Origin of the sequence: Mycobacterium colombiense (assembly GCF_003284935.1) — a bacterium.
Classification (GTDB): domain Bacteria; phylum Actinomycetota; class Actinomycetes; order Mycobacteriales; family Mycobacteriaceae; genus Mycobacterium; species Mycobacterium arosiense_A.
On sequence record NZ_QMEV01000009.1, the window covers coordinates 43414 to 65590 of the forward strand.

21 protein-coding genes are annotated in these 22177 nt (G+C 64.3%); 12 read left to right on the forward strand and 9 right to left on the reverse strand.

Features of this window, described 5'->3' with window-relative positions; translation table 11 throughout:
• Window positions 1–240 precede the first annotated feature (240 nt).
• On the forward strand, window positions 241–621 hold the full coding sequence (locus DQP57_RS06845) for a DUF732 domain-containing protein (protein WP_112632289.1): 381 nt from the start codon (window positions 241–243) through the stop codon (window positions 619–621).
• A gap of 578 nt (window positions 622–1199) precedes the next feature.
• Here DQP57_RS06845 and DQP57_RS26565 read toward each other — a convergent pair.
• The 3 genes from DQP57_RS26565 to DQP57_RS06860 all read right to left on the reverse strand — a co-directional run bounded on the left by DQP57_RS26565 (window position 1200) and on the right by DQP57_RS06860 (window position 2980).
• Window positions 1200–1727 carry a hypothetical protein gene (locus DQP57_RS26565; protein ID WP_133259224.1) on the reverse strand — a complete coding sequence of 176 codons (528 nt, stop codon included), beginning with the start codon at window positions 1725–1727 and terminating at the stop codon, window positions 1200–1202.
• Between the two features lie 98 nt (window positions 1728–1825).
• Window positions 1826–2203, reverse strand: a complete 378-nt coding sequence (locus DQP57_RS06850; protein WP_112632290.1) for a DUF732 domain-containing protein — start codon at window positions 2201–2203, stop codon at window positions 1826–1828.
• A 498-nt stretch (window positions 2204–2701) separates the two neighbouring features.
• Window positions 2702–2980, reverse strand: a complete 279-nt coding sequence (locus tag DQP57_RS06860) for a DUF732 domain-containing protein (RefSeq protein ID WP_165821766.1) — start codon at window positions 2978–2980, stop codon at window positions 2702–2704.
• Between the two features lie 174 nt (window positions 2981–3154).
• Here DQP57_RS06860 and DQP57_RS06865 point away from each other — a divergent pair, with 174 nt between their 5' ends.
• The 8 genes from DQP57_RS06865 (at window position 3155) to DQP57_RS06900 (ending at window position 11469) form a co-directional block, all read left to right on the forward strand.
• Window positions 3155–3385, forward strand: a complete 231-nt coding sequence (locus DQP57_RS06865) for a helix-turn-helix domain-containing protein (protein WP_112632292.1) — start codon at window positions 3155–3157, stop codon at window positions 3383–3385.
• 79 nt (window positions 3386–3464) lie between these two features.
• Window positions 3465–3884: a hypothetical protein gene (locus tag DQP57_RS06870; RefSeq protein ID WP_112632293.1), complete on the forward strand. Its 420-nt coding sequence runs from the start codon at window positions 3465–3467 to the stop codon at window positions 3882–3884.
• 306 nt (window positions 3885–4190) lie between these two features.
• Window positions 4191–4505 carry a hypothetical protein gene (locus DQP57_RS06875; protein WP_112632294.1) on the forward strand — a complete coding sequence of 105 codons (315 nt, stop codon included), beginning with the start codon at window positions 4191–4193 and terminating at the stop codon, window positions 4503–4505.
• A 247-nt stretch (window positions 4506–4752) separates the two neighbouring features.
• Window positions 4753–7095, forward strand: a complete 2343-nt coding sequence (locus DQP57_RS06880; protein ID WP_112632295.1) for a hypothetical protein — start codon at window positions 4753–4755, stop codon at window positions 7093–7095.
• 35 nt (window positions 7096–7130) lie between these two features.
• Window positions 7131–7928, forward strand: coding sequence for a hypothetical protein (locus DQP57_RS06885; RefSeq protein ID WP_240631688.1), 798 nt, complete (start codon window positions 7131–7133; stop codon window positions 7926–7928).
• Window positions 7929–8549: 621 nt separating this feature from the next.
• A complete protein-coding gene (locus tag DQP57_RS06890; protein ID WP_112632296.1) occupies window positions 8550–8756 on the forward strand; it encodes a hypothetical protein in 207 nt (68 codons plus the stop codon).
• Between the two features lie 317 nt (window positions 8757–9073).
• Window positions 9074–10915, forward strand: a complete 1842-nt coding sequence (locus DQP57_RS06895) for an alpha/beta hydrolase (protein WP_112632297.1) — start codon at window positions 9074–9076, stop codon at window positions 10913–10915.
• A gap of 140 nt (window positions 10916–11055) precedes the next feature.
• A complete protein-coding gene (locus DQP57_RS06900) occupies window positions 11056–11469 on the forward strand; it encodes a hypothetical protein (RefSeq protein WP_240631689.1) in 414 nt (137 codons plus the stop codon).
• Here DQP57_RS06900 and DQP57_RS06905 read toward each other — a convergent pair.
• Window positions 11457–12422, reverse strand: a complete 966-nt coding sequence (locus tag DQP57_RS06905) for a DMT family transporter (RefSeq protein ID WP_112632298.1) — start codon at window positions 12420–12422, stop codon at window positions 11457–11459. The two genes, DQP57_RS06900 and DQP57_RS06905, sit on opposite strands and share 13 nt — an antisense overlap.
• Window positions 12423–12540: 118 nt before the next feature.
• On the opposite strand from DQP57_RS06905, the gene DQP57_RS06910 reads away from it, so the two are divergent.
• Window positions 12541–13041: a hypothetical protein gene (locus DQP57_RS06910; protein ID WP_240631690.1), complete on the forward strand. Its 501-nt coding sequence runs from the start codon at window positions 12541–12543 to the stop codon at window positions 13039–13041.
• The gene (locus DQP57_RS06915; RefSeq protein WP_165821767.1) at window positions 13022–13603 is read left to right on the forward strand and encodes a hypothetical protein; all 582 of its coding nucleotides are present in this window, start codon (window positions 13022–13024) and stop codon (window positions 13601–13603) included. The genes DQP57_RS06910 and DQP57_RS06915 overlap by 20 nt, the downstream gene beginning before the upstream one ends.
• 24 nt (window positions 13604–13627) lie before the next feature.
• Here DQP57_RS06915 and DQP57_RS06920 read toward each other — a convergent pair whose 3' ends face one another.
• A complete protein-coding gene (locus DQP57_RS06920) occupies window positions 13628–14650 on the reverse strand; it encodes an Lrp/AsnC family transcriptional regulator (protein ID WP_112632300.1) in 1023 nt (340 codons plus the stop codon).
• A gap of 95 nt (window positions 14651–14745) precedes the next feature.
• On the opposite strand from DQP57_RS06920, the gene DQP57_RS06925 reads away from it, so the two are divergent.
• Complete coding sequence (locus tag DQP57_RS06925; protein WP_112632356.1) at window positions 14746–15603, forward strand: LLM class flavin-dependent oxidoreductase; 858 nt, start codon at window positions 14746–14748, stop codon at window positions 15601–15603.
• Window positions 15604–15683: 80 nt separating this feature from the next.
• Here the strand turns inward: DQP57_RS06925 and DQP57_RS06930 are convergent, their stop codons facing one another.
• The 4 genes from DQP57_RS06930 to DQP57_RS06945 form a co-directional block, all read right to left on the reverse strand.
• Window positions 15684–17057, reverse strand: a complete 1374-nt coding sequence (locus DQP57_RS06930) for a sensor domain-containing phosphodiesterase (RefSeq protein ID WP_112632301.1) — start codon at window positions 17055–17057, stop codon at window positions 15684–15686.
• 250 nt (window positions 17058–17307) lie between these two features.
• A complete protein-coding gene (locus DQP57_RS06935; RefSeq protein WP_112632302.1) occupies window positions 17308–19293 on the reverse strand; it encodes a molybdopterin-containing oxidoreductase family protein in 1986 nt (661 codons plus the stop codon).
• Between the two features lie 175 nt (window positions 19294–19468).
• Window positions 19469–20830: a hypothetical protein gene (locus DQP57_RS06940; protein ID WP_240631693.1), complete on the reverse strand. Its 1362-nt coding sequence runs from the start codon at window positions 20828–20830 to the stop codon at window positions 19469–19471.
• Between the two features lie 117 nt (window positions 20831–20947).
• Complete coding sequence (locus DQP57_RS06945) at window positions 20948–22177, reverse strand: cytochrome P450 (RefSeq protein WP_112632303.1); 1230 nt, start codon at window positions 22175–22177, stop codon at window positions 20948–20950.

A 22177-nucleotide genomic window follows, 5' to 3' on the forward strand; every position in this document is an offset into this window, starting at 1 on the left:
GGGTGACAGGCTATTGCACAGTGTCATCGCACGCAGCAGATTGCAATACCGGGCACGTGGTCGGCCTGGGCTCCATCGGGAGCTCTATCTGGGCAAGGGTTCAGTCACTGTGAATCACAAATGATTCTCGGGTGAAGAGCGCTCCCGGAAGGCTACCGAACAGCAAATTTGCGAGCCTGATTTTGAATAACTAGCACGTCGCGCACGTTCCTCTGGGAAGTTAAACAACGAGGAGGGCCGATGAACCACCGCGAACACAATCCCGCCCGCCAGGCGGCCACCGTGTTTATGCTCCTGCTGTTCATCCTCGGCTATTGCGTGGCCAACAACCTCGCCAAAGCATCGATGGACGAGGCGGGCTTCATTGCCGCCATCAGGGCCGACGGGATGGCGGGTGCCGACCACGACCTCATCGCCAACGGAAGGTGGGTCTGCGACCAGTTCTTGGACAGCGACTGGAATTACGACCAGCTCGCCGCCAAATTTCGCGAGACCAATCAGGTCGACGTCCCCCAATCTCTGCGCTTCGTCGCCGACTCCGTGAAGTTTCTGTGCCCCCAGTACGCACCGAGGGAGCACGCCCCAGCCGGAGGAGAGATGCACCCGGGATCGGTGGTCTGATGATGACCGGACAAGGCCCTGCGGTCCGTTGCAAACGCAAAAGCCATTAGCTGCAGGGGAATCGCGCGTCCCGCTGCCGGTACCGATCCCAAGTTTCGAGTGCGGCTTCGCTCCTGTGAGTAGGTGGTTTACGACACTTTGGTCAGGGTGAACTTGTCGGGGCCGTACGTCCTCGGGGGGTCGCCGCAGACTCCGGATGTGCTGGAATTAGTACTCGTGCCCGTCAGTGTTGCAGCGTCGACCGAAATGTTGACCGTCGCCTCGGCCGAGGTGCCATTCCGGCAATGCACGGCGTCTGGCGGGTTGACCGTAGCGGTCCATCGGCCATCGCTCACGATGAGGTCGTAGTTTGCTGCGCTATGGCTGGTAAACACGTGGGCGCACCCGGAGCCGCACGGAGTGACCGTCCACGTCGACGTGAAGCCAGTCTCGTTCACGTAGGTGTAAGTGCCGCTTAAGATTTCGTCGGCCCAGGCTGGGGCGGCTAGCGCGATCGTGCAAGCGAAGGTAGGACAGGCAATTGCGTAGGTTCAGCTGGTACTGGGCATCGTGTGAAACTCCGTTTCCGGTACCGCGGGTTATTTCCCCAGGCTATCGATGTAGCCAGAGCTAAAATTTCCGCCAATGAAGATTTCTCTGCATTCGAAATTCGTGCGAATCATTGCGCCGTAACTGTTTTGGGAATCCACGGCTCCCGACACCACCCAGACTGCCGACACGCTGGATGGGTCGAACTTCGGGAATTCGGAACGCATGAAAGAAACATCCCCGTCCGTGAGCTGAACTTTGTTGCCCCACCCCACCTCCGGGAACTTCGCCGTTGACGGTGCCGTGAGGCGTTGGGCTACCGCAGTTCTGCAGCGGTCTTTTGCGGTGTTGTACTCGGCCTTATCCGGATTGTCGCTTGCGCAGGCGGCTCCCGCTACGGCCGAGATTGCCGCTACTAACAGGCCCAAGATCGGTTTTAGACGAAGCGTTCTTTGCCGCCGCGCAGAGCCGCAGGTGACCACGCCCCGCGTCATCTGCCCGCCCGTGTAGCGCCCGAATGTTTCTTTGCCACTGCCTCGATAGCCGCTTGACCAGAGCCGGGCCCCCAGGAGCCGCACGTCTTCAGATCGCGCCCCTTACGTTCCGTTGTGCTGGCCAATGTGATTGTCCGACTGAGTATTACCGTCGATCCCGAACTCACCCGAGCTTGCACGCCCTAGCGCCTGATGACCTGCGGGCAGTAGGCTGCGGCGGCGAGACCGGCGAATAACGCAGCCTTTTGGAAGGTCAAACCGGGATTGGCGCGCTGCATGACAGGGGCCTCGTCGATGACCGGATCCGGCCTCGTGTCCGCTGCCATATCGGCGCACGCAGCATGCGCTCCGGTGATCAAATCGGCTTGGCTATTCGCTTGAATATTGTCGCGCGCCATCATGTACAGAAAGTAGCAGTCTGCGTTCACGCTCGGCGGCACGAATCCGTTGGGGCAGCTTATATCGGCTTTGGCCGGAGCCTGGACGATCGTCCCACCCGCCACCATCGCTACCACCGCTAGCGCGGTGACCAGTGCTCGCGTCTTCTTGATCGGGATCATGATTTGTTCCTCACGGCGGGAAGGGGGGCCTCTTTGCGCCAAATGCCTGCAGTCCAATCGTTTTCATGACTCGGAACACATCCACCTCCAAACTCCGGTCCTCACCGCGGAATATCTGGTCCCCAGCTCCAAACGCCGTCTTCGCAAAGCATCGCGATGCCGTCCGGTGACTGCGCCGAAAGCTGCCCAGAACATCGGCTTCCAAGCGTCCGCACACCTACCAGCGGTGGTGCCGCCACCCAGGAACCGGCCGAGAGGCAAATAAAGGCGTTGCCAACGGGGTCCACACCGAAGTCGTACCGGCTCCGAGGAAGGCATGGTCCATTCGGAACAGCGTTCTGCGTGACGTTGGGGACGCATGCTGCGCCGTCGCACGGTGATCCGGATGCGATTCCGGCGGGTGTGATCGCCGCAGTAATCAACCCGCAAACCGCCACGGAAATAGCGATGTATCTACTCACGCTCACTCCTAGATCCTGGCGGCGACGGACAGCAGGTCTAATGGGGATTCTTGAATTGCAGGTTGCTGTACTTCGGGCAGTAATGGGCGGCTGAAAGCGACTCGAAGATCGCCGCGCGATCGGGTCGCAGCCCCAGCTGAGCAACAAGAGCATCTGCGATGGCGTCCGGAGTATTTCCGTTATCGAGACCGTCGCAGACCTGGTGTGCAACACGGATTAGGTCCGCAGGAGCTCCCGTGACACCGGCATTGTTCGATCGCCGAACAAAGTCGTCGTCGTTGCTGTCGGCGTAAGCGACGCCGGTGGGCAGCAACATGAGGTGCAGGACCATAGCCCCAGCGGTCAGTTGCCTCGCATGGATCATTTCTGCATTCCTGATCGGCCCAATCAGTGACGGTGATGCGACTTTGAAGACGATGGTTGAGGGAAACAGCGACTGGCTCGAATATCCTAAATTGGGATATTAGCAGGTTCACGGTGCGCTGACCGAGTGGAGAAATCCATCTGGTCGGAGCAGTACCAGGAGCTATGCACGCTGCTGCGGCAGCTGCGCCGGGAAGCTGGCTTCACCCAGGTGGATGTCGCGAAGCGGCTGGATGTGCCACAAAGTTTCGTATCAAAGTATGAGTCGGGTGAACGCCGATTAGATGTCATCGAACTCCGGCACGTTGCCGAGGCTATCGGCACGACGCTTGAGGAGATCGTCTCGCACCTGGACTGAGGCCGACGGAATTCAGTCTCCCGTCGCGGGCGGGAACACAACCGCATTCTGCGGAAGTTTTGATGCAGCAGAGGCCATCTTGGTTGACCGGTCAGGCTGTAGGAGCGAGACCATTACCCATAGCGACGACGAGGACTTCGGCTACGCCGACATCTGCGCCGAATTAGCCAAGCGTTTTGGCACCGGCTTTCGAGTAGAGGCCACTGGCAGCTGCATGACGATGATCGCGAACCTGGAAGGCGGCGTCCAGGTGGTCATTACCGACTGCGAGGCCACATTGTCACCGATCCAGCGGCACCGCGAGGGTCGCGCGGCGGGCTTCTACGTCGGTTTGCACCCGCAGCGGTCGAATACCGAAGACGGCGGTGAAGTCGACGTTGAATTGGCTTACGCCTATAGGGAGATCGCGCCGCCGACGGCCGAGGCGATCGGCGACCTCGTGCAGGAAGCGTTGGAAAGAGCGATACCGAGCGGATTCCGGCGTCGTGAGACACGGTGACTCAGACGGGGGTACGTCGACCGGCCTGGATCCGAGGTGCTAATTGTCCACGCGAAGTGCGTCGTCCTTCAGTTCCATCTGTTGCGATGGTTTTGTGCCGGTTTGAGGGCAAAAGTGCGGACCTCGTGGGTAAAGCCGCAGCTCATATCGCGCAAAGTCCTCTCCTAACGCTTCGCCAGGCACAGCTGAGAGGTAGTACCGGGGCTTTACGGAGATTTTCCTCGGACTGTATTCCGGCCTGGTTCCCCTCTGAATTTGTGAAGGTATTGCGCAGCTTTGGCTGCCAGCCCACCCAATGGAGGTCCAATGATGCCAGCCGACAGCACCGAAGTCACCGGTTTGGAGCCGACATACTCGGCCCGAGAAGCAGCTATCGTGCTCACGAGAAGCTACTCGTGGCTTGATCAGCGGGTGCGCAAGTGTGAATTTACGCAGCCAGACGGGACAGTCGTGCGGCCGTTGCGCTCTCCGGGCGGCTATCGGTATTTCACCGTCGAAATGCTTCGAGACATCGCGACGTGCTGTTACCGGCACCGCTGGTTCTCCTTCCGGGAGCTGAAGTCCGTCTTCCAAGCCCTCGCTTTGGCCGACGACCACGGTGCCGCTGCCGACGCGCCCTGAGCTAAGAGGTTTCTCGTCGAATTGGTGTCTGGCTGCCTAAATCGACGAAATATACGGCTTGAGCACCTACGCCGCCCCGCAGACCGAAAGTGAATTGATCGACAAGCTAGCGGCGGTAATCTTTTCTCGTGCACGGAAGGGTGGCGATGCTTGTCGGTAGCGGTTCGCAGCGCTGCGGGGCTTGTTGCCTTGGCCGACGTGTTTGGGATGCGGTTGAGCAATCGCGGCAGCGCGGTATGGAGATGCGGTGCAGCTAAAGCATCTCACCATCGGGGAGCTGGTCGCTGGGGCTGGCGGTGATCCGTGGGAGGTCAATCGGACTCTGCAAGCGGGCCAGCCCGGGCAGATCTCTAACCTTGCCAAGGCCTTCTTCGGCGCGGGCCGCCACACCGCCGAGGCTGACCACGCGTTCGCGCAGGCTCAGCAACGCTTCAATGGTGCCTGGAACCACCAGGATGGCGGCCCTAATCCGATCAACGCCTCCGCTGAAGTGCAGCGCACCGTCAAATCGCTTGGTGCGCAGTCTGAACAATTACCCAAGATCGGCGCTGACTTGGAAAACATCGCCGCCGCGTTGGCCGATGCGCAAAAGGCCGGGACCCAAGAGATCGTCCAATTGGAAGGCCAGTTGGAGCAGCTCGACCATCTGATCGACCTGGCGGAGCAGGATCTGCGGGATCACCCCGACGCGGAAAGCCAGAAAGAGCTGCATTCGATCATCAACGCCCTCAGAAGGGCCGCCGTCAACGACACCAAAGACGCCCTGGGCAAGTTGCATGACATCCGCGATTCGTACTCAAGCTCGTTGCGTCATGCACAGAAAAATCTGGCCGACGACGGCTACGATCCCACATCGACGTTCGGTGCTGATGCCCACGAGCCTGAGACGCCCGACCAAGCCAGACAAGACGTTACCGATGCCCTAGGGGGCGATAAGGGGGCCGCCGCCCGCGTCAACGGGGTGCTCCACTCCATCACTCCCGACCAGCTAGCTGGGAAGGTGCCGCTAACTGCCGAGCAGGCCTCGGTGTTGAGCCAATTGCAAGCCCAAGAGCACGGTATGTCGATCGATGCACTCAACACCGCCGAACAACGGCTCGGCGACGAGAAAGGCATGATCGGCAACTCCTGGCAGCTGATGAGCAACCCCAACCTCACCTTCCCCAAGACTCCACTCACCGTCGGGGCGAAGCAGGGCACCGACACCATCAAAGGCGGGGCGGCGCAGTTGCCAGAAAGTGTCCAAAAGGCACTGAACTCTTCGGGTCTGGAATACATGCGCCAAACCAACGACATCGCCAACATCGTCAAGGACGGTGACAAGTCGTTCCAGACGAACACGGACCTCGACCGGGCGATGATCCACAAAGCGGGGGCCATGATGGACACCCCGTACTGGCAACACGACCCCGCTAGCCAAGGCCAAAACATCGAGCGCGATCCCGCCATGGATCCGACAGTTTCCAACGTGCTATCCGCGATGTCGCCCGATCACCAAGTAGTTCACGACACCATGACCGGTGGCGACCACGACAAGTTCCTGCAGAACCTCACCCATCACGCCTGGAAGGACAATGGCCAAGCGGTTGGGTCGCTTTTCTCCTGGACCGGGGATTCAGCCCAAGGGCCCGAGGCCAAGATCGCCGGTGAGACCGCACGAGCATATTCGGATTACGTCGGTCACCATTCCCAAGACCTATTACATCTTCCGGGCAACCACACGCTGGGGCAAGTGAACCCCAACCTCGTCCAGGCGATGGGCCACGGCCTAGACCCCTACATCAACAACGTCGCCGGAACATCGGGCGGACTGCCAGATTTCGGCAAACCCCTGGACGAAAAGGGCGACATTCATTCCGGCTCGCTGCCTGTCGCCAAGGGCGTCTTCTCGGTGATCGACAGCGACCCCACCGCCGCCCGAGATTTCAACAAAAACGCGTATACACAAGCGCTGCTGCACGATTCATCCTTTGCGCTAAACCCCCATCACGACGGTTACAGCGACCAGCTGTACGACGCTGCCACCCTCCGGGGCTTGGTCGACGTCGGCACCCACAATGCCTTCCAAGCCAACGAACAAAATGGCTACCACCAACAGCTCTCGGAATATGACTCGAAAAAACTGGCCTACGAAGACGGCGTGCAAGCCGCCAGCACGGTCGGCGGATGGGTTCCAGGAGTCGGCAAAGTTACCGGGCCCGCGATCGGAATCATCGGGCACAACCTCGAAAATGACATACTGGGACCAGCACCCACGGCACCGGGTCAGACGCCGATCCAACCGATGGACATCGGCAGCGCCGACCAAGAGATGCTCGATGCCATGCTCGGGGCAAACCAACACATTTCAGGATTGCCGCCCGAATATGTCGTCTATGACGGTGATCATCCCTACGGGCGATTAGCGACCTTCGACGAGATGCAAGCCAAACATCCTGACCTCACCGCCGGTCAATACAACAACGTCATCGGACCCGCTTTGTCTCAGACACTTGACCTGCCGCCGAATGAGAAGATGTCACCGGATCAATACATGGTCGACCGCTACAACAACGTCATCGGTGTACCAGAACCCCCGGGCAAGAAGTGATAAGCCTCCGGCGCGTATTACGCACCTTCACGGCCATGTCGAGCATCGCTGTCTCGGTGGCCACCGGCTGCGGCTCCGGCGACCATTCCGGCGAGGTCGCGTCGCCCACATCTGCGGCGCCGCCCATCGGATGGCCGCCGATACTGAACGATTTCAGCGTGGTGTGGACCGCAGAACCAGGGATCGACGTAACCACTTGGCCCGCCGTGGTGGTGCGGGCTTACACCGAGTCCTACCTGCTGGTCTCCATCACGGGTGATGACAAGTATCTGTACCCCGGGTTCAAACAGGCGGTGGACCCCAACAAATCAATCGATGACCCAACCGGCACACGGTTCCTGTGGCCAAAGACTGATCGAAAAACGGAAGGACCATGGGTGGGGACCCAACAAGCCCATATCCTCTCCATCGCGACATCTGGCCGTGACGTCACGGTGGTTGCCTGTGAGTACCTGTTCGGCACCGCACAAGCACACGGCCACGGTTACACCCCGAATATCGCCGCGCCGCCCCCCGATTCGGGGATTGACCCGATGCGCATCACCATGACGGCTCCCACCAACCCCGGACCACAATTGCCCGCCCAGCAGGGTCCGGCGCGCGCACCGTCGATCGACGTGTTCGGCGGTTGGAGGATCACCAGCCATCAGGGTGGCTACTTTGCCGAATACGGGCTCTCATCGGAATGGCCTGATGTCGCAACGGACACTGAACAGTGCCGAGCCAAAGCACCCCAACACCCCGATCTCCTGCGCGGAGGCGAATATCCCCGCGCCGATTTCCCCACTCAACCGGCCTCTCCCGGCTGGCCAGCCCCGAACGCGGCGTCATAATGCTCTGTTGGCCGCGCAGTGCCGGTGGTTTGCGCTGGCCGGTCCAACTGTTTCGAATGCTGCCCAGGTGAGCGCACCGCGATCGCACCGGCACATCATGTGATCGGATTGGGCGGCGGGCACGACCATGGTCGGCTTAGCTTGCTAGCCGCTCAGTTCAACGAGATCTCTTTTGCGAATGGGCTGGCCATCGATGATCACCGGGAGGAGTGGGTCGAGCTGGAGAAATCACACGAGCCAGCCATGGGGACCATGCGCCTTCCGTGCGCGGTACCGGCAATCGTCCGCAGGCCGTCCGCAACAAGAGTTGTGACAGCTTTCGGTCGTCAACAGAACCAACCGACTGACCTCGCCCTTTGTTCGTCAGCCAACGCGGCTTGAACCAGCAAACAGCGAGAGCAGCGGACTGTAAATCCGTCGCGAAAGCTTCACAGGTTCGAATCCTGTACCTGCCACCACAGGTTTCCGGGGCGCCGTGGATGGCTCGCGCTCGCTGCCGACGCCCGTTGTGCGACACGTGCGCAATTTATACGAGACAAGTTGTAACAATTCGGTCAAGCCCGTGTCGGCGGGCGTACCGGGGGGAATCCATCCAGCACAGCATCACCCAGGGGGGCGATCATGGCTGGTTCTCCCGACGCTCTCGGCGCGCTGCGCGAATGCCGCACCGCACTCACCACTGCCCGCGAGTGGGCCGAGGCCGCGCGGGTTCGCCTGGCCGGTGTCCGACAGGCTCGCGCCGCCGAGTTGCTCGAAAAGCTCGCCGACGATCTCGCCTTCGTCGATCGGCTCTCATTCGTAGTGGAAGGCGACACCCGCGCCAGGTGAATCACCACCATCGCCAAAAGCAGGCACCCTCTCGGCGCTTCCTCCAACCCCAAGTCCGCCGGGAGGGTGTCCTATGTCGGATTGCGTTGTCGCGCTGACTATTACGAACGTTTCACGGTCGCGTCCCGCAAAGCCGTGGTGAGGTTGACCGTCCATAAAGCCTACCGGCTTCGGGGCGAAATCCCTTGGTACATAGGTCGTGCGGTTGCGGCCAAGACCGTCGATGCGACTCCGGTCGCAGGTGCCGGGCGGCAAAAGTGAATTGATCGACAATCTGGCGGCGGTAATCTTTTTCCCGTGCGCGGTATGGGGACGCGATGCAGCTGAAGCATCTGTCCATCGGGGAGCTGATCGCGGGGGCCGGTGGCGACCCGTGGGCGATCAACCGAACCCTGCAGGCCGGTAGCCCCGCCCAGATCGCGCGTCTGGCGGAGGCCTTCCATGGGGCGGGCCGCCACACGGCCGAGGCCGACCACGCATTCGCGCAGGCGCAGCAACGCTTCAACGCCGCGTGGAATCACCAGGGCGGCGGCAGCCCGATCAACGACTCCGCTGAGGTGCAGCGCACCGTCAAATCGCTTGGCGCGCAGTCTGAACAGCTGCCCAAGATCGGCGCCGACCTGGAAAATATCGCCGCCTCGTTGGCCGACGCGCAACAGGCCGGAGCCCACGAAATCGCCCAATTGGAAAGCCAATTGGAACAGCTCGACCACCTGATCGATCTGGCGGAGCAGGATCTGCGAGACTACCCCGACGCGCAGAGCCAGCGAGAACTCCATGCGCTCATCGATGCCATCAAGACGGGCGCGGTCAACGACACCAAAGAGGCGCTCAACCAGCTGACCGCGATACGCAACGGCTATTCGGCCACGCTGCAGAACTCGCTGGGAAATCTGCGCGCCGACGGATATGACCCCAAGCCTCTCGAGCCGGTGGACGCGCAGGACAAACCCGAACAGATTCAGATCCCGCCGCCGAACACCAAACCCGAAGACGTCAAGCGGTGGTGGGATTCCCTCAGCCAGCAACAGCGTGATCAATTGCTCGCGCAGCACCCGCCAGAGTTGGGAAACCTCAACGGCATTGAGACCGAAAACCGCGACACGGTCAACCGGGCGGTCATGAACGACGACATCGCGCGCGTGCAAAACGCCGCTGACCGCGCCCACGTCGGCGTCGACCAGGTGACCCAACACCCGGAGTTGTACGGCCTGACGCCGTCTGCCATTACCCGCTACAACAACGCACTCAAGACACAGGACGGCCTCAACACGAACGGTACGAACCCCGATGGCAGCAAGAACCCGGTGTTCCTGCAGACCTACGATCCCGAGGCGTTCGACGGTCGCGGCAGGGAAGCCATCGCCATCGGCAACCCCGACAAGGCCGACAACACCACCGTGCTCGTACCGGGCACGGGCAGCAGCGTGCGTGACGGCTATCTGAGTCACACGGATGGACGAAACATCTACAACGAGGCTCAACGAGCCGATCCCAACAAATCGAATTCGGTTCTGGTGTGGATGGGTTATCACGCCCCCGACAGCGCGCTCGACCCCCAGATCGGGCAGACGACCCTCGCCAGAAACGGGGGCGGCCTGCTGGCGGGGGACGTCAATGCGCTCGGCGTCACGCACCAACCGGGAAACTCACATGTCACCGTCGTGGGTCATTCCTATGGCTCCACGACGGTGGCCGACGCCGCGGCGGGATCCGGGATGCACGCCAATGACATTGTCCTCGTGGGCTGTCCGGGAACGGACCTGGCCCGCAACGCCGGTTTCTTCCACCTCCCCGAAGGCGGACACGTCTATGTGGGCGCCGCGTCCACGGACCCGATCACCCACTTCGGCGGCATCCAGGGGCACCTGCCCGGAACCGGAGTCACCGTGGGCCTCGGTAGCGACCCGGCCGTCGAAGGCTGGGGTTCGACGCGGTTCAAGGCCGAGGCACCGGGACTGACCTTCCCGCTGAAGGATCACAGCTCCTACTTCACCCCCGGCAACGAATCGTTGTTCAGCATCGCCGACATCGCCTCCGGTCACGGTGACGCACTCGAACACGACAACATGACCGCACAGCACCGCGGCAGCTACTGGCTCCCCGATGAATTCGACCCGGAGGCGCTTCGACGCCCGACAGGAGGCCACTACCATTGAGAACAGCCATGAACACCTCAAGGGGAATCAGCAGCGCCACCTGGCGGTCCCTGCTTGCCCTCGTCGCAGCGGGGATGCTTACCCTCGCGCTTCAATCCTGCAGCAGCGTAAGGAATCTGAGTGAAGGAGTGCCCAACCCGATGACTCCTGAACAATCCAGGGCCCAGGTGGTCAGTGCGGCACGCGAGATCGCCACCACGCTGGGACTCAAAGGCGTCTCGGCACATTTCAGCCGCGACTCCTGTAATGACCAGGCCGTCGCGCCGTTCCGGGGAGTCGTCGGCATCGCCTACGACCACGCGCCGACCCTGGAAGCGTCCCGAGCCGAGATCCAGCAGATGATCGCTACTTTGAAACAACACGGCTGGGGCGGGCCGGGAGACTTCCGCACGCATGCCTCCGCGGTGAGCAAGCAGGGCGTCACGGCGGTATTCGATCCTTACTCGCCGGTCCAGAACTCGGGGGGATCGATCACCATCTACGGCGAATGCCGGGACATGACCACGAAGGCGAACACGCTGCCCGAACCGGTACCACAGGATCAGTTGGCGTAACGCCCACCCCGCGGGCCGGCCCCGACCGCCACCAGGCCGGCCTCGTCGCGCTCCGGCGGTGCGGCGGGTTCCTCGCCCGCGGCGTCGCCGTTTTCGACCGCCTGGCTGCGGCCCAGCGCGACGGTGGCCGCCGCCATCGCCACCACCGCGAGGACGAGGACGAGCGACGTCGCGCCGCCCACCGCCAGGTGCTCGCCGAGCACCACCACCCCGAGCACGACGGCGACCACCGGTTCACCGACCAACATGATCGGCACCGACGCCTGCAGTGCGCCGGCATGAAACGCGGAGTTCTGCACCACCGTCACCGTCACCGCGAGCCCGACCAGCACATACGGGGCCGGGACGGTCAACAGCGCATGCCAACCGCCCATCGCGAACCGGTGGGTGCATACCTTGGTCACCACGGCGATCATGCCGAGCAGGATCGCCACGGCGACCCCCAGCAGCGACGCTCGCACCCGGCCCGCGGCGCGGTGCGCCGCGACGACGCAGGCGATCACCGCGGGGACCGTGACCGCCAGGGCCAGCGTCCACGCCGGTATCGGGGGACGGCTGTGCCCCTCTCGGGGCTCGCCCACCAGCAGAAAAACGGCCAGTGCCGCCGTCAGCAGCATCGCCCAGCCCCACTGCACGCCGCTGATGCGCTGGTGGCACAGGGCCGCGCTCAGCGGCAGTGCGAACAGCAGCGACGACACCAGGAGCGGCTGGACCAACAGCAGCGATCCGTGCGCCAGCGCCACGGCCTGGAACACGTAACCGGCCACCGCGGCAAAGGTCCCCGCCCACCACAGCGGCTGGCGGGCCAGCGTGGTCGCCATCGCCGCGGACATCGCCTCATCACCCGGAACGCGCTGGGTCGCGCGCTGCCGCACCACGATTCCCACCGCAGCCCAGAACGCCGAAAGCAAAGCCGAGAAGATCGCGACCGCGTGCCCGGTTACCCACCCCATGCCCCGTGGGATACCCCTGACCTCCGCGCAGTTAACTCGCCCTTTCCGTGTCGAGGCAGAGCGCCTACCCTGAGTGGCCGGCGCGAACTTCGTCCCGCCCGGCCGATCGAAAGGAAACATGCTGCGTACCAAGGTGATCACCGCGGTGGCCGTCGCGGCGGCCATCGCGTCAGCCGCATTGACACTGCTGCCCTGGGTCGACGTCAGCCGGCTGGGATTACCCATTCGGTGGAATGGGCTGGGCATCTACATCGGCGAGGACCGCGAAACGTATGGCCACCTGCTCGCCGGCATGGTGAACAGCGTGCCGGGATGGATCGTGTTGATCGCCTCGTTAGCGGCCGCCGTTGCGGTCATCGCGTCGGCGCGAGTGCGGGTGCTCGGGTTCGTCGGGTGCGGATGCGCGGTCGTCGCGTTCGTCACCGCCGCCGTGTGTCTGGTGTATCCGGCGGTATTGGGCGGCGACGCCAAGAACGAGATGGGCATTTCACTGGTGCCGGACCGCCAGGTGCTGAACTCCGGCGCGCTGATTGCCGAGGCCGCGGCCACCGCCGTGCTGGTGGCTTGCACCGCGCTCGCCGCCTTCAGGACGAAAAGCGTTGTCGGCGAAGATGGTTGAAGCCGTCACGTGTGGGGCGGCGGCAATGAACGCCGCGATGTCCGCAGGGATTTTCCTGGCGGCCGCGACGGCACTCGCCCCGGCGGCGACAGCAGATCCTCAGCAATTCCCGGATTTGAGTGGCTATCACGCCGTCAACGCCGAGGACTACGAAACGTACGCAACCTACGGGATCGACGGCGTGCAATTCGCCGCCCCTGGCGGCTACCGGTGCCGGATGGACACCAATTTCAAGGCGTCGAGGCAGACGATGAACTGCTGGGGCGCGCTACCCGGCACCGCGCACAATCACGTCGGGTTGATCACCCAGTCGAAGCAGACGACCGCGGCGACGTTCTCCGACGTGGATCTGTCTCACATGGAGCAATACGATTTCGGCCCCGCCGGGGGGCCATCAGGGGTAATCGACCCGAAGAAGTACACGCCGTTAGCGCCCCAGAACAAGGTGAGCTATGCCGGATTCACTTGCGGCGTGGATCCTTCCACGACGGCCTGCGAAGCCGACGATCCCCCCAGCCGACACGGATTCGTCCTGTCTCCGCAAGGCAGCTGGACTTTCTAAGCAGGCCCTCGCCGCACCCGCGCCTTAGCGCGCGGGGCCTGAGGGGCGCGGATTGATCAGCCTTCCTTGGGCCACAAGCGACCCGTGTTGCTTGAGGCGCTGAGTGCGGATGCTGACCTCGTAGCTCAGAATTTCCTCGATCTGTCCGAGTTGCTCACTGAGGTACCGGTATAGATCCTCGATGTCTCGGCAGATGGCAATTGCCACAAGGTTTTTGGTGCCACTGATGGCGCCGGCGAAGGCGATGTGGTGATGCGCCGCGATGCGCTCGCCGACGCGTTGGATGTCGCGGGGCGCCAACGTCAGCCACAGCATCGCGCTGAGCTGGTGGCCGAGTCGTTCCGGCAACACGTCGACGTCGTAGAGCAGGGCGCCGCTGGCTTCCAGTCCCGCGATTCGGCGCCCCACGCGGGCCACTGACCAGCCGGCGCGTGCGGCAAGTTTCGGTTGTGACGTCCGGCCGTCCTCGGCCAGCGCCTCGAAGATCGGACGGTCCTCGGCGCTGGGCAGGCACGGTTGAGCCCGGGACACCGGGCCGGTCCGCTCGGCCAGGATCTCCGCAGCTTGCCGGTCGCTGAGCGGGTGGCCGTAGCCGGTCCACGGCGCACTTGCAGGCTGCCCGAAGGAGTGCAGCAGGAGGTCGATGGTGATGTCGGTGACCGAGGTTGTTCGCGGTAGTAGCTTCAGCAGATCCGCACGGGCGTCACCCAGCGGCGCGCGGATGACGCAGACGAGATCCGTCCATCCCGCCAGCACGTTGGCATGCGACACGTCCGGCCGGCGCACCAGCGCGTCGGCCAGCGTCTGGATGCGCTCGGGCGCGGCGCGCATGCGGCACACCCAACTCCCTTCGCCATCGATCCATCGGTTCTCCAGCCCGACAACACGCAGCACGCCTTCGCGGCGCAGCCGGTGGTAGCGTCGCGCGACCGTTTGCTCGGTGGCCCCGAGGACGGTGGCGATCCGGCGAAACGACACCCGCGGGGCCAGCTGCAGGGCATGCAGAATCTGTGCGTCTAGATCGTCGAGCACGAAGAAAGTATGCATCGACCGCGGTCCGGGTGAGGCTTTCACGCCAATCTTGCGGCAACGATCGCAAGTTTGGAGGCGTCGCTGCGAGCCTGGGGTTCATGAGGCTGACCATGCGCATCGGAATCGGACTGCCCGGCCACATCGCCCACGCGCCTGGGCCGTTGACCGTCGATTGGGCGCGCCGAGCCGAGCAGCGGGGTTTCGCAGAACTGGCCGCGATAGACCGGCTGGTCTACGAAAGCCTCGACTCGGTCGTCGCTATGTCTGTGGCCGCGGGCGCGACCACCGACATCGGCTTGACGACCAACGTGCTGCTGGCTCCGCTACACCCCGCGACGCTGTTGGCCAAGCAAGTCACCACCCTGTCCGCCGCATCCGGTGGGCGGCTCACCCTCGGCCTCGGCATCGGCAGCCGACCCGACGACTACATCGCCGTCGGCGTCGACTATCGGCGGCGCGGGCGCATCCTCGACGAGAGCGTGGCCGTGCTGCGCGAGACGTGTGACGCCCAAATCGTCACGGGCGACAGGCCTTTGACGCCCGCGCCGGTGCGGATTCCGATCCTGTTCGGCGGACGAGCGGACGCGACAATCCGCCGCGCGGCCGCAATCGGTGACGGCTGGAGCGCCGGAGCGTTGCGTGATTACTCCAACCAGTCCGCGCTCGCCGACCGGATGCGCATGGCATGGGCAGAGGCTGGTCGCGTGGGGCGTCCCCGGCTTCGGGCCAGTGTCAACTTCACATTCGGTGATGCCGATACCATCGCTGCGGGTCGTGCCCACCTGCAGCGCTACTACGGTTTCAAGCCTGATTACGCCGCCCTCAACGTCGCCGACATGCTCAGCTCGCCCGACGAGGCGGCCGAGACCGTGCGCGCCTACCGCGACCTGGGTTTCAACGAACTCATCTTCCACCCCTGTGTCGCCGAGCTCGACCAGATCGACCGCCTGGCCGACGCGGTTCTCTGAGGAAGTTCCATGGGACAAAGCGCATTTCGTGGCGAGCATCGTCGAACGATCAAGTCCGCCGGCGTCGGCCCTGAACTCCATCAACAATGCCGCGGAGCACTATTTGACCGGGTCCACAACATTTGATTGCCGTTGCAGTTCGGGTGTTTTCGCAATCTTTGGCGTATGCCCCGGCTTCGGCGCCGCGCTAGTGGCTGAGGTTTCCCCAGGTAAAAGCCTTGGCCGTATTCGATGCCGAGGCGAATCAGCGTCTGGAGCTGGCCGGGTGTCTCCACGGCTTCGGCCACCAATTTCGCATGCAGCTCGGATGCCAGCGAGTTCAGTGCAGTTGCCAACGCGCGTTTGGCCGGATCGCCGTCGATGCCGGCGACCAGCTCCCCGTCGATCTTGATGATGTCTGGATGTATCCGCAGCAGTTGAGTGAAGCTGGCATATCCGGCGCCCGCATCGTCGATTGCCACCCGTATGCCGCTGTCACGCAGACGTCTCAGACCCGGGCCGAGGTCATCGGGAAACGGTTCGTGCTCGGTGATTTCCACCGCCAACTCCCGGTCCTGGGCTGCCAGCACGTCTTGTATCTCCGGCTCCAGCGCTGCGCTCGGGCTCAGGTTGGCGGTGACTGGATACTCATCGGGGATGCGGCGCGCAGCATTCAGGACGGTGCACAACGCGGCATGTTCTAAGTCCAGACCTCGTCCCATACGCCGGGCGGCGCTGAACCATTGCGTGGGGGTCAACCCCGATGATGCGGGAAAGCGTGTCAACCCTTCGTAGGCACACGTCATGCCGCTTGCCAGGTGGACGATGGGTTGAAAGGTCGCGCTCAGAGCGTCCGGTTGCGTGAGAAGTGCGTCCAATCGATGCTGCAGCCCCTCGGTCTCCACTACGTCGGGCAACATGACCGACGCGATGAATCGCTCCGTCAGAGCGCGCTGACCCCGGTCGTCGCTGTCGGTCATCACATGGCTTAGCAGCGTTTTGAGTTGTGACTCGGTGAAGATCAACGCGGAGATAAATTTACTGATGGCGAGCATCGCGTCGACATCTGCGTCAGTGAACGCACCGGGGGCGGTCGCAGCCAGCAGCAATGAACCGATGGCGTCGCCGTTGTACATCAGGGGAATCGCCGCCCACGACCGAGTGCCCCACTGCTTGTTCATCGCACGAACGCGTGGCGACAGTCGTCGGTCTGTACGGGCATCGTGTATCAGTTTCGGGCGTTTCTCCCGCGCCGCGAGCCCCTGAAAACTGCTCTGGTTGGGCACCACGAAACCCTCTGCAGTCGCGAGCACGCCGTGCCCAGAAATGGTCACGTATGCGTTATCGGAGGCGCGAAGCAGCGTGACGGCCGCCCCATTGGCCTTCGGCATAAACACGCAGGCCTGCTCGGCAACGCGCGCGATCAAAGCCGCCGGATCCATCGACGCCGCCAGTGCCCGAACCAGGTTCTCCACATCCACCCCGTTCCCAGCGACGTGAGAGAGTTGCGGGGCTTAGGATACCGATCCTGCACCCCCATAGGGGCGAAATTCCCACGTCGGACCAGATGCGTGAAAAGTGGCAGCGCCGCGCCCGTTTCATCGGGATGCCGACCGTGCGGAGCGTAATGACGGTCCCGGTACGACTCGCCGCCAAAGCATGGGGCCTGGCGATACCCGATTCCCCACCGAACGGCAAGCGCGGGTTGGCAATCGATCTGACGCTCTAGGCCGGGTGCAGGCTCACGGGAATGCCGGAGTAGCGCACCATGCCGGTCACCACGTCGATGTCGTCCTTGTTGGTCAGGCGGTTGACGTTGGCGACGTGGTGGCCGTGCGGGATCGACACCGCTCCGCGCCGGATCGAGTCGTCGACCTTCGCGATGCCGGTCAGTTCTCCGCTCGCGCTGCGCACCGTCACCTTCTGTCCACTGATGACCCCCGCCGCCGCGCCATCATCGGGGTGGATGAGGATTTCGGGCGCCTCGCCGAGAAAGTCCAGCTGTCCGTTGAGCTTTCGACGCTGCCGGCGCGGCACCATCACCAGCGGTGCGGGTGGTTCCAGCGCCGTGAGCTGGTCGACCAGCAGCGGCGGCGCCAGCCGCCAGCCCCCCATCCGCTCAACATGTTCGTCGACCCAGGCCGCCGGGAGCTCGCGCGGGGCCTCGGCCCAACCCACGGCCGCCACCTTGTCGAAACCCGTTCGGGCACCGGCCAACAGGACGGACAGCACGTCGTCGTCGGTGCTGGTGTCGGGGTCCCCGAGGGTGCCGAGGTCGTAGCCGAGCCGGCGGCCGAGTTCGGCGAACACCCACCACATCGAGCGCCGTTCGCCGACCGGGGCCACGACGGCCGGGCTGTATTGCACCGACACATGCGAACTGAGGATGTCGTGGATGGTGATGTCGGGCCGCTCCAGCGGGTCCTTGGTGGGCAGGACGTGGGTGGCCAGCTCGGTGGTCTCGTTGTTGATGATCTCGGTGGTGGCGAACACCTCGAGGTTTTGCAGCGCCGGAATCAGCTTGCCGGTCTCAGGGAACGAGGTGACGAGGCTGCCGCCGACGTTGATCAGGGCGCGGATGTTGCCGGCGGCGATCTCGTCGGGCAGCACGGCGCACGGCCACTCGTTGATGAAGGCCTGCGCCTCGGGGCGGCTGCGCGGGCCGGGACCGAAGGCGCCCTCGATCGGCGTGACGGGCAGGAATTCGCCGAAAGTTTCTAGCTGGTAAGCGAATCCGGGATGAAACCAGGTTCCGCCGGGCCGGTTCATCGCACCGGTGAGGATCATCAGCACCCACGCGAGCCACTGTGTGACGTTGGCGCGCTCGGCCGTCATCGTGACCCCGGTGCCGGTTTCCACCGCGACGCACTTGGCGGCGCGCACCGCCTCGCACAGCCGGGCCAGATCGGCCTCGGCGACGTCGGCGAGCCGTGCGGTGTGCTCGAGCGTGAACGGCTGCACCGCGGCGGACAGCGCGTCGATTCCCTGCACCGGCACATCGGACTTCACTCCGTCGCGCAGGATTTCGCGAACCAGGTAGGCGAGCACCGCGTGGTCGGTGCTGGGCCGCGCTGCCAGATGCGCGGTGGCCAGCCGCGCGGTCTCGGTGCGGCGTGGGTCGATCACCCACACCTGACCGCGCCGGGCGATGTCGCGCACCGTGCCGGTCGGATTGGGCATCGAGATCGCATGGCCATGCGACACAACGGGATTGACGCCGACGAGCAAGAGGAAGTCGACGTTGTCCAGGTCGGTTCGGCCGGACAGCCCCATGAATCCGCCGACCAGATCCGAGACCAGGGGTTTGGCGGTGCCGTCGATGGTCAGCGGGCTGAACTTGGCCGGTGTGCCGATAGCGGCATGCAGGGCCTCGGCCATCCGGAAGCCGGCGCTTTCCATGGTGGAGAAGTAGAACGCGACCGACGCCGGTCCGTGCCGGTCGATGATCTCCTTCAACCGGGTGCCCAGGTCGTCCAAACAGGCGTCCCAGGAGGCGTCCTGCAGGCGCCCGGCCACCCGCATCCGCGGACGCTCCAGCCGATCCGGGTGGTGATGCAGCTGTGGCAGGGCGCGACCCTTCGGGCAGGTATAGCCGTGCGAGAAGGGATGGTCCTGATCGCCGCGGACGCGGACCACCTCGTCGCCGTCGACGTCGACGAGGATGCCGCAGACCGAGGTGCAGACGCGGCAGAAGCTACGCACCGTTTGCATAGTTCGATAACGTACTCTCGCAATCCGAGAAGGCCTATCGCATTTTCGAGAATGGTTGTGCATTTTTGGCCAATGGCGCTCTCGGGGAAGCGCCCGCGGTTAGGTTTCGTGACCATCGGCTTCGGCCTGTACATGGTGCCGCAGGCCCTCGGCTTGTTCTAAGCGCGACCGAACGTCAGAACCAGGGCCCGGGGTAGTGGCCGTCCTGGTCTTGCACCATGACGATCTCCTTGCACTCGCCATTTGCGCCCGCCGCCGTCTCGCCGCGGCACACCAGCGTCCATCCCGAGATCCGCTCGAACGGCCGCAGCGTCCAGTTGGGTGCGACGGGATCGGTTGCGGGCAAGGCGATTACGGAGTGGGTCCCGTCGGCCCCGGTGAGGTAGAGGTGGTCTCCGAAGAACGCCAGTTTGGCGATCGACAGCTTCTTGGCGTCGTCTCGGCTCTTCTGGAAGTCCCACTGCTGGCTGCGTAGGTTCCAGACGCCGAAGCCGAATTGAGAGGTGTCCGAACCGTGGCCGTCGACGAACAGCTTCCCGTCGGACAGCGCGGCGGTCAGCCCACCGCCGGAAATCCGGTCGGAATCGCCGATCTTGATGATGGACTTGGAGTTGAGGTCATAGAACATCGTGGAGAGCCCCGGGGGGTTGGACCCATCCCAGTGCGTGAGCTTCACCAGTTTGTTTGGGCCGTCGGTCAATTCGGTGTCGACGGACTGGACGTCGTTGTCCTGAAAGATCGCTTCTCCGCTCGGCCGGCGCAGCTCGGCGCCAGACGGCTTGCCGGGTTCGGTGTTGCGCGCAAAGGCGAGCACGTCCTGCCAGACCCGGCCGGGCTGCGGATCGCTCCACAGCGTGGACAGGTCGCCGCCGGACAGCACGACGGTGCGGGGCGGCGACGCGGCGCCGTGACCGTCGGTGAAGGCGTTCAGCCAGGCCACGCCCGAGGAGGTCGAGGCCAGTCCCCAGTCCTTGGGCGCGGTGGGTTTCAGGTCGGGGCCGGGCGGCTGCAGTTCCTTGGTGGCGACCTGCCGGCCCGATGTGGAGTCGTAGACGTACGCGGTGATTTTGGTGGCTTCGGGCGCGGGCGGCTGCGCCGGCCCGGTGGTCGCGACGAGGTAGACGACGTTCATGGCGTCGGCGGCGCCGGTCAGCGCGCACATGGCCCCGGTGAGGTGTTCCCCGGCCGGGAGCGTGGGGATCGCGGGCGCGACGTATTGCCCGGTCTTCGGGTCGAAGATCTTCGGCCGGATGTCCTCGAGCGCCGATGTGGCGGCCGAGAATTTCTCCGGGCAGCCGAAATAGGCCGTTCCGCCGTAGCTTTTCCAATCCTTTTCCAGCGGCCCGGTGATCGGGGCGGGCGGGGCCGCCGCGCGGGTGCTGGTTTTCGAGACGGACGTCGAGGTGGTGGCGGTGAGCGGGGGCGGCGCCGCGGTTTCCGAACAGGAGGCCAAGGCCAGGCACGCGGCCGACGCGATCGCGGCGCCCCCGCGACGCGCCCGGCGACGCCGCGCCGCGCGCCCCCAGGCTGCACGCATCGAAAACCCCCATTACGTTCGTGTAACCAAGCAGCGTAAGGCCGCCCCGAGGCGACCGCGACTTGTGCGCGGGGCGGGCTTGGTCACAGCGGGCGCCCGGCGATAGGGCCCGGACGGCTATCGGTCGAACTCGATGGGCAGGCTCGTCGGCCCGCTCAGGCTCACCATCGGCTTCCATGGCGCCGGTCCCGCGGCACGCGGGTTGCGCAGCCGGTTCGTCAGGACGTTCAGCGCTTCGGCGATCTCCCGCCTGGCCAGGTTCGCGCCCAGGCAGTAGTGCACGCCGCCGCCGAAGGTCAGGATGGGCGGCGGGGCCTCGCGGGTGATGTCGACCCGGTCGGGATCGTCGTACACCACCGGATCACGGTTGGCCGCAAAGGTATTCACCAACACCGCCGTGCCGGCGGGGAACGAGTAGCCGTCGAGCTCGGCGTCCTCGACCACCAGGCGCAGGGTGCCGCAGGCGATCGGCGAGTGCCGCATGGTCTCCTCGACGGCACGCATCGCCAGCTCCGGGCGCTGCCGCAGCAGCTCCCACTGCTCGGGGTGTTCGCACAGCACCTGCACGGAGGCGGCCACCTGGTTGCGGGTGGTGTCCGTCCCCGCCAGCAGCAGGCCGCCCGCCAGCATGCGCAGCTCGGCGGCGTCCAGGCGCTCGCCCTCGTCCTCGGCGCGAATCAGGTCGGAAAGCAGGTCATCGGTCAAGCTGTGTCGCCGCCGGGCGACCATCTCGTCGACGTAGTCGTCGAGCTGGCGCCAGGCGCGCATCACGACCGGCTCGACCTCGCGCAGATCGACGGTGAAGCTGAAGGCCTTGAACACGTCGTCGGCCCACAACGAAAACTGTTGCCAATCCTCGCGGGGCGCGCCCAGCAGCGCGCAGATGATCGGAACGGGGTAGGGGCGTGCGATGTCGGTGACGACGTCACAGCGGCCCGCGTCCGCCACCCGATCGACCAGCTCGTCGAGCACCCCGACCATGGTGTCGTGCAGGCGCGCGACCGTTCGCGGGGTGAAGGCCTTGGAGCACAGGCTGCGCAGCCGACGGTGCGCGTCGCCCTCCAGGCACAGCAGGCTGTTGGCCACCTTGTCCCACAACGGGCCCGACGCGATGCCCTGGGCGAGCAGGTTGATGCCGGGCGGAATCTGGAACCGGGAATCCCGAAGGACGGAACGGACCAGGTGATAGGAGAGCACCTCGGGCCCGTGCGGTCCCAGCGCGACGGGGGCTTGCCGCTGCGCCTCCCGCAGCCGCGGGTAGACCTGCGCGGGCGTTTCTTCGGGGTCGTAGCAGAGCGTCGGCACGTCGGCGTCGAAAACGCTTGGGGGAGCGGCACCGACGGTCAT

Excerpts from the sequence above, each read along its gene's own strand:
- DQP57_RS06845 (WP_112632289.1), top strand. The coding sequence starts at position 241 with ATGAACCACCGCGAACACAATCCCGCCCGCCAGGCGGCCACCGTGTTT.
- DQP57_RS06850 (WP_112632290.1), bottom strand. The coding sequence starts at position 2,203 with ATGATCCCGATCAAGAAGACGCGAGCACTGGTCACCGCGCTAGCGGTG.
- DQP57_RS06860 (WP_165821766.1), bottom strand. The coding sequence starts at position 2,980 with ATGTTGCTGCCCACCGGCGTCGCTTACGCCGACAGCAACGACGACGAC.
- DQP57_RS06875 (WP_112632294.1), top strand. The coding sequence starts at position 4,191 with ATGATGCCAGCCGACAGCACCGAAGTCACCGGTTTGGAGCCGACATAC.
- DQP57_RS06885 (WP_240631688.1), top strand. The coding sequence starts at position 7,131 with ATGTCGAGCATCGCTGTCTCGGTGGCCACCGGCTGCGGCTCCGGCGAC.
- DQP57_RS06890 (WP_112632296.1), top strand. The coding sequence starts at position 8,550 with ATGGCTGGTTCTCCCGACGCTCTCGGCGCGCTGCGCGAATGCCGCACC.
- DQP57_RS06895 (WP_112632297.1), top strand. The coding sequence starts at position 9,074 with ATGCAGCTGAAGCATCTGTCCATCGGGGAGCTGATCGCGGGGGCCGGT.
- DQP57_RS06900 (WP_240631689.1), top strand. The coding sequence starts at position 11,056 with ATGACTCCTGAACAATCCAGGGCCCAGGTGGTCAGTGCGGCACGCGAG.
- DQP57_RS06905 (WP_112632298.1), bottom strand. The coding sequence starts at position 12,422 with ATGGGGTGGGTAACCGGGCACGCGGTCGCGATCTTCTCGGCTTTGCTT.
- DQP57_RS06910 (WP_240631690.1), top strand. The coding sequence starts at position 12,541 with ATGCTGCGTACCAAGGTGATCACCGCGGTGGCCGTCGCGGCGGCCATC.
- DQP57_RS06920 (WP_112632300.1), bottom strand. The coding sequence starts at position 14,650 with ATGCATACTTTCTTCGTGCTCGACGATCTAGACGCACAGATTCTGCAT.
- DQP57_RS06925 (WP_112632356.1), top strand. The coding sequence starts at position 14,746 with ATGCGCATCGGAATCGGACTGCCCGGCCACATCGCCCACGCGCCTGGG.
- DQP57_RS06935 (WP_112632302.1), bottom strand. The coding sequence starts at position 19,293 with ATGCAAACGGTGCGTAGCTTCTGCCGCGTCTGCACCTCGGTCTGCGGC.
- DQP57_RS06940 (WP_240631693.1), bottom strand. The coding sequence starts at position 20,830 with ATGCGTGCAGCCTGGGGGCGCGCGGCGCGGCGTCGCCGGGCGCGTCGC.
- DQP57_RS06945 (WP_112632303.1), bottom strand. The coding sequence starts at position 22,177 with ATGACCGTCGGTGCCGCTCCCCCAAGCGTTTTCGACGCCGACGTGCCG.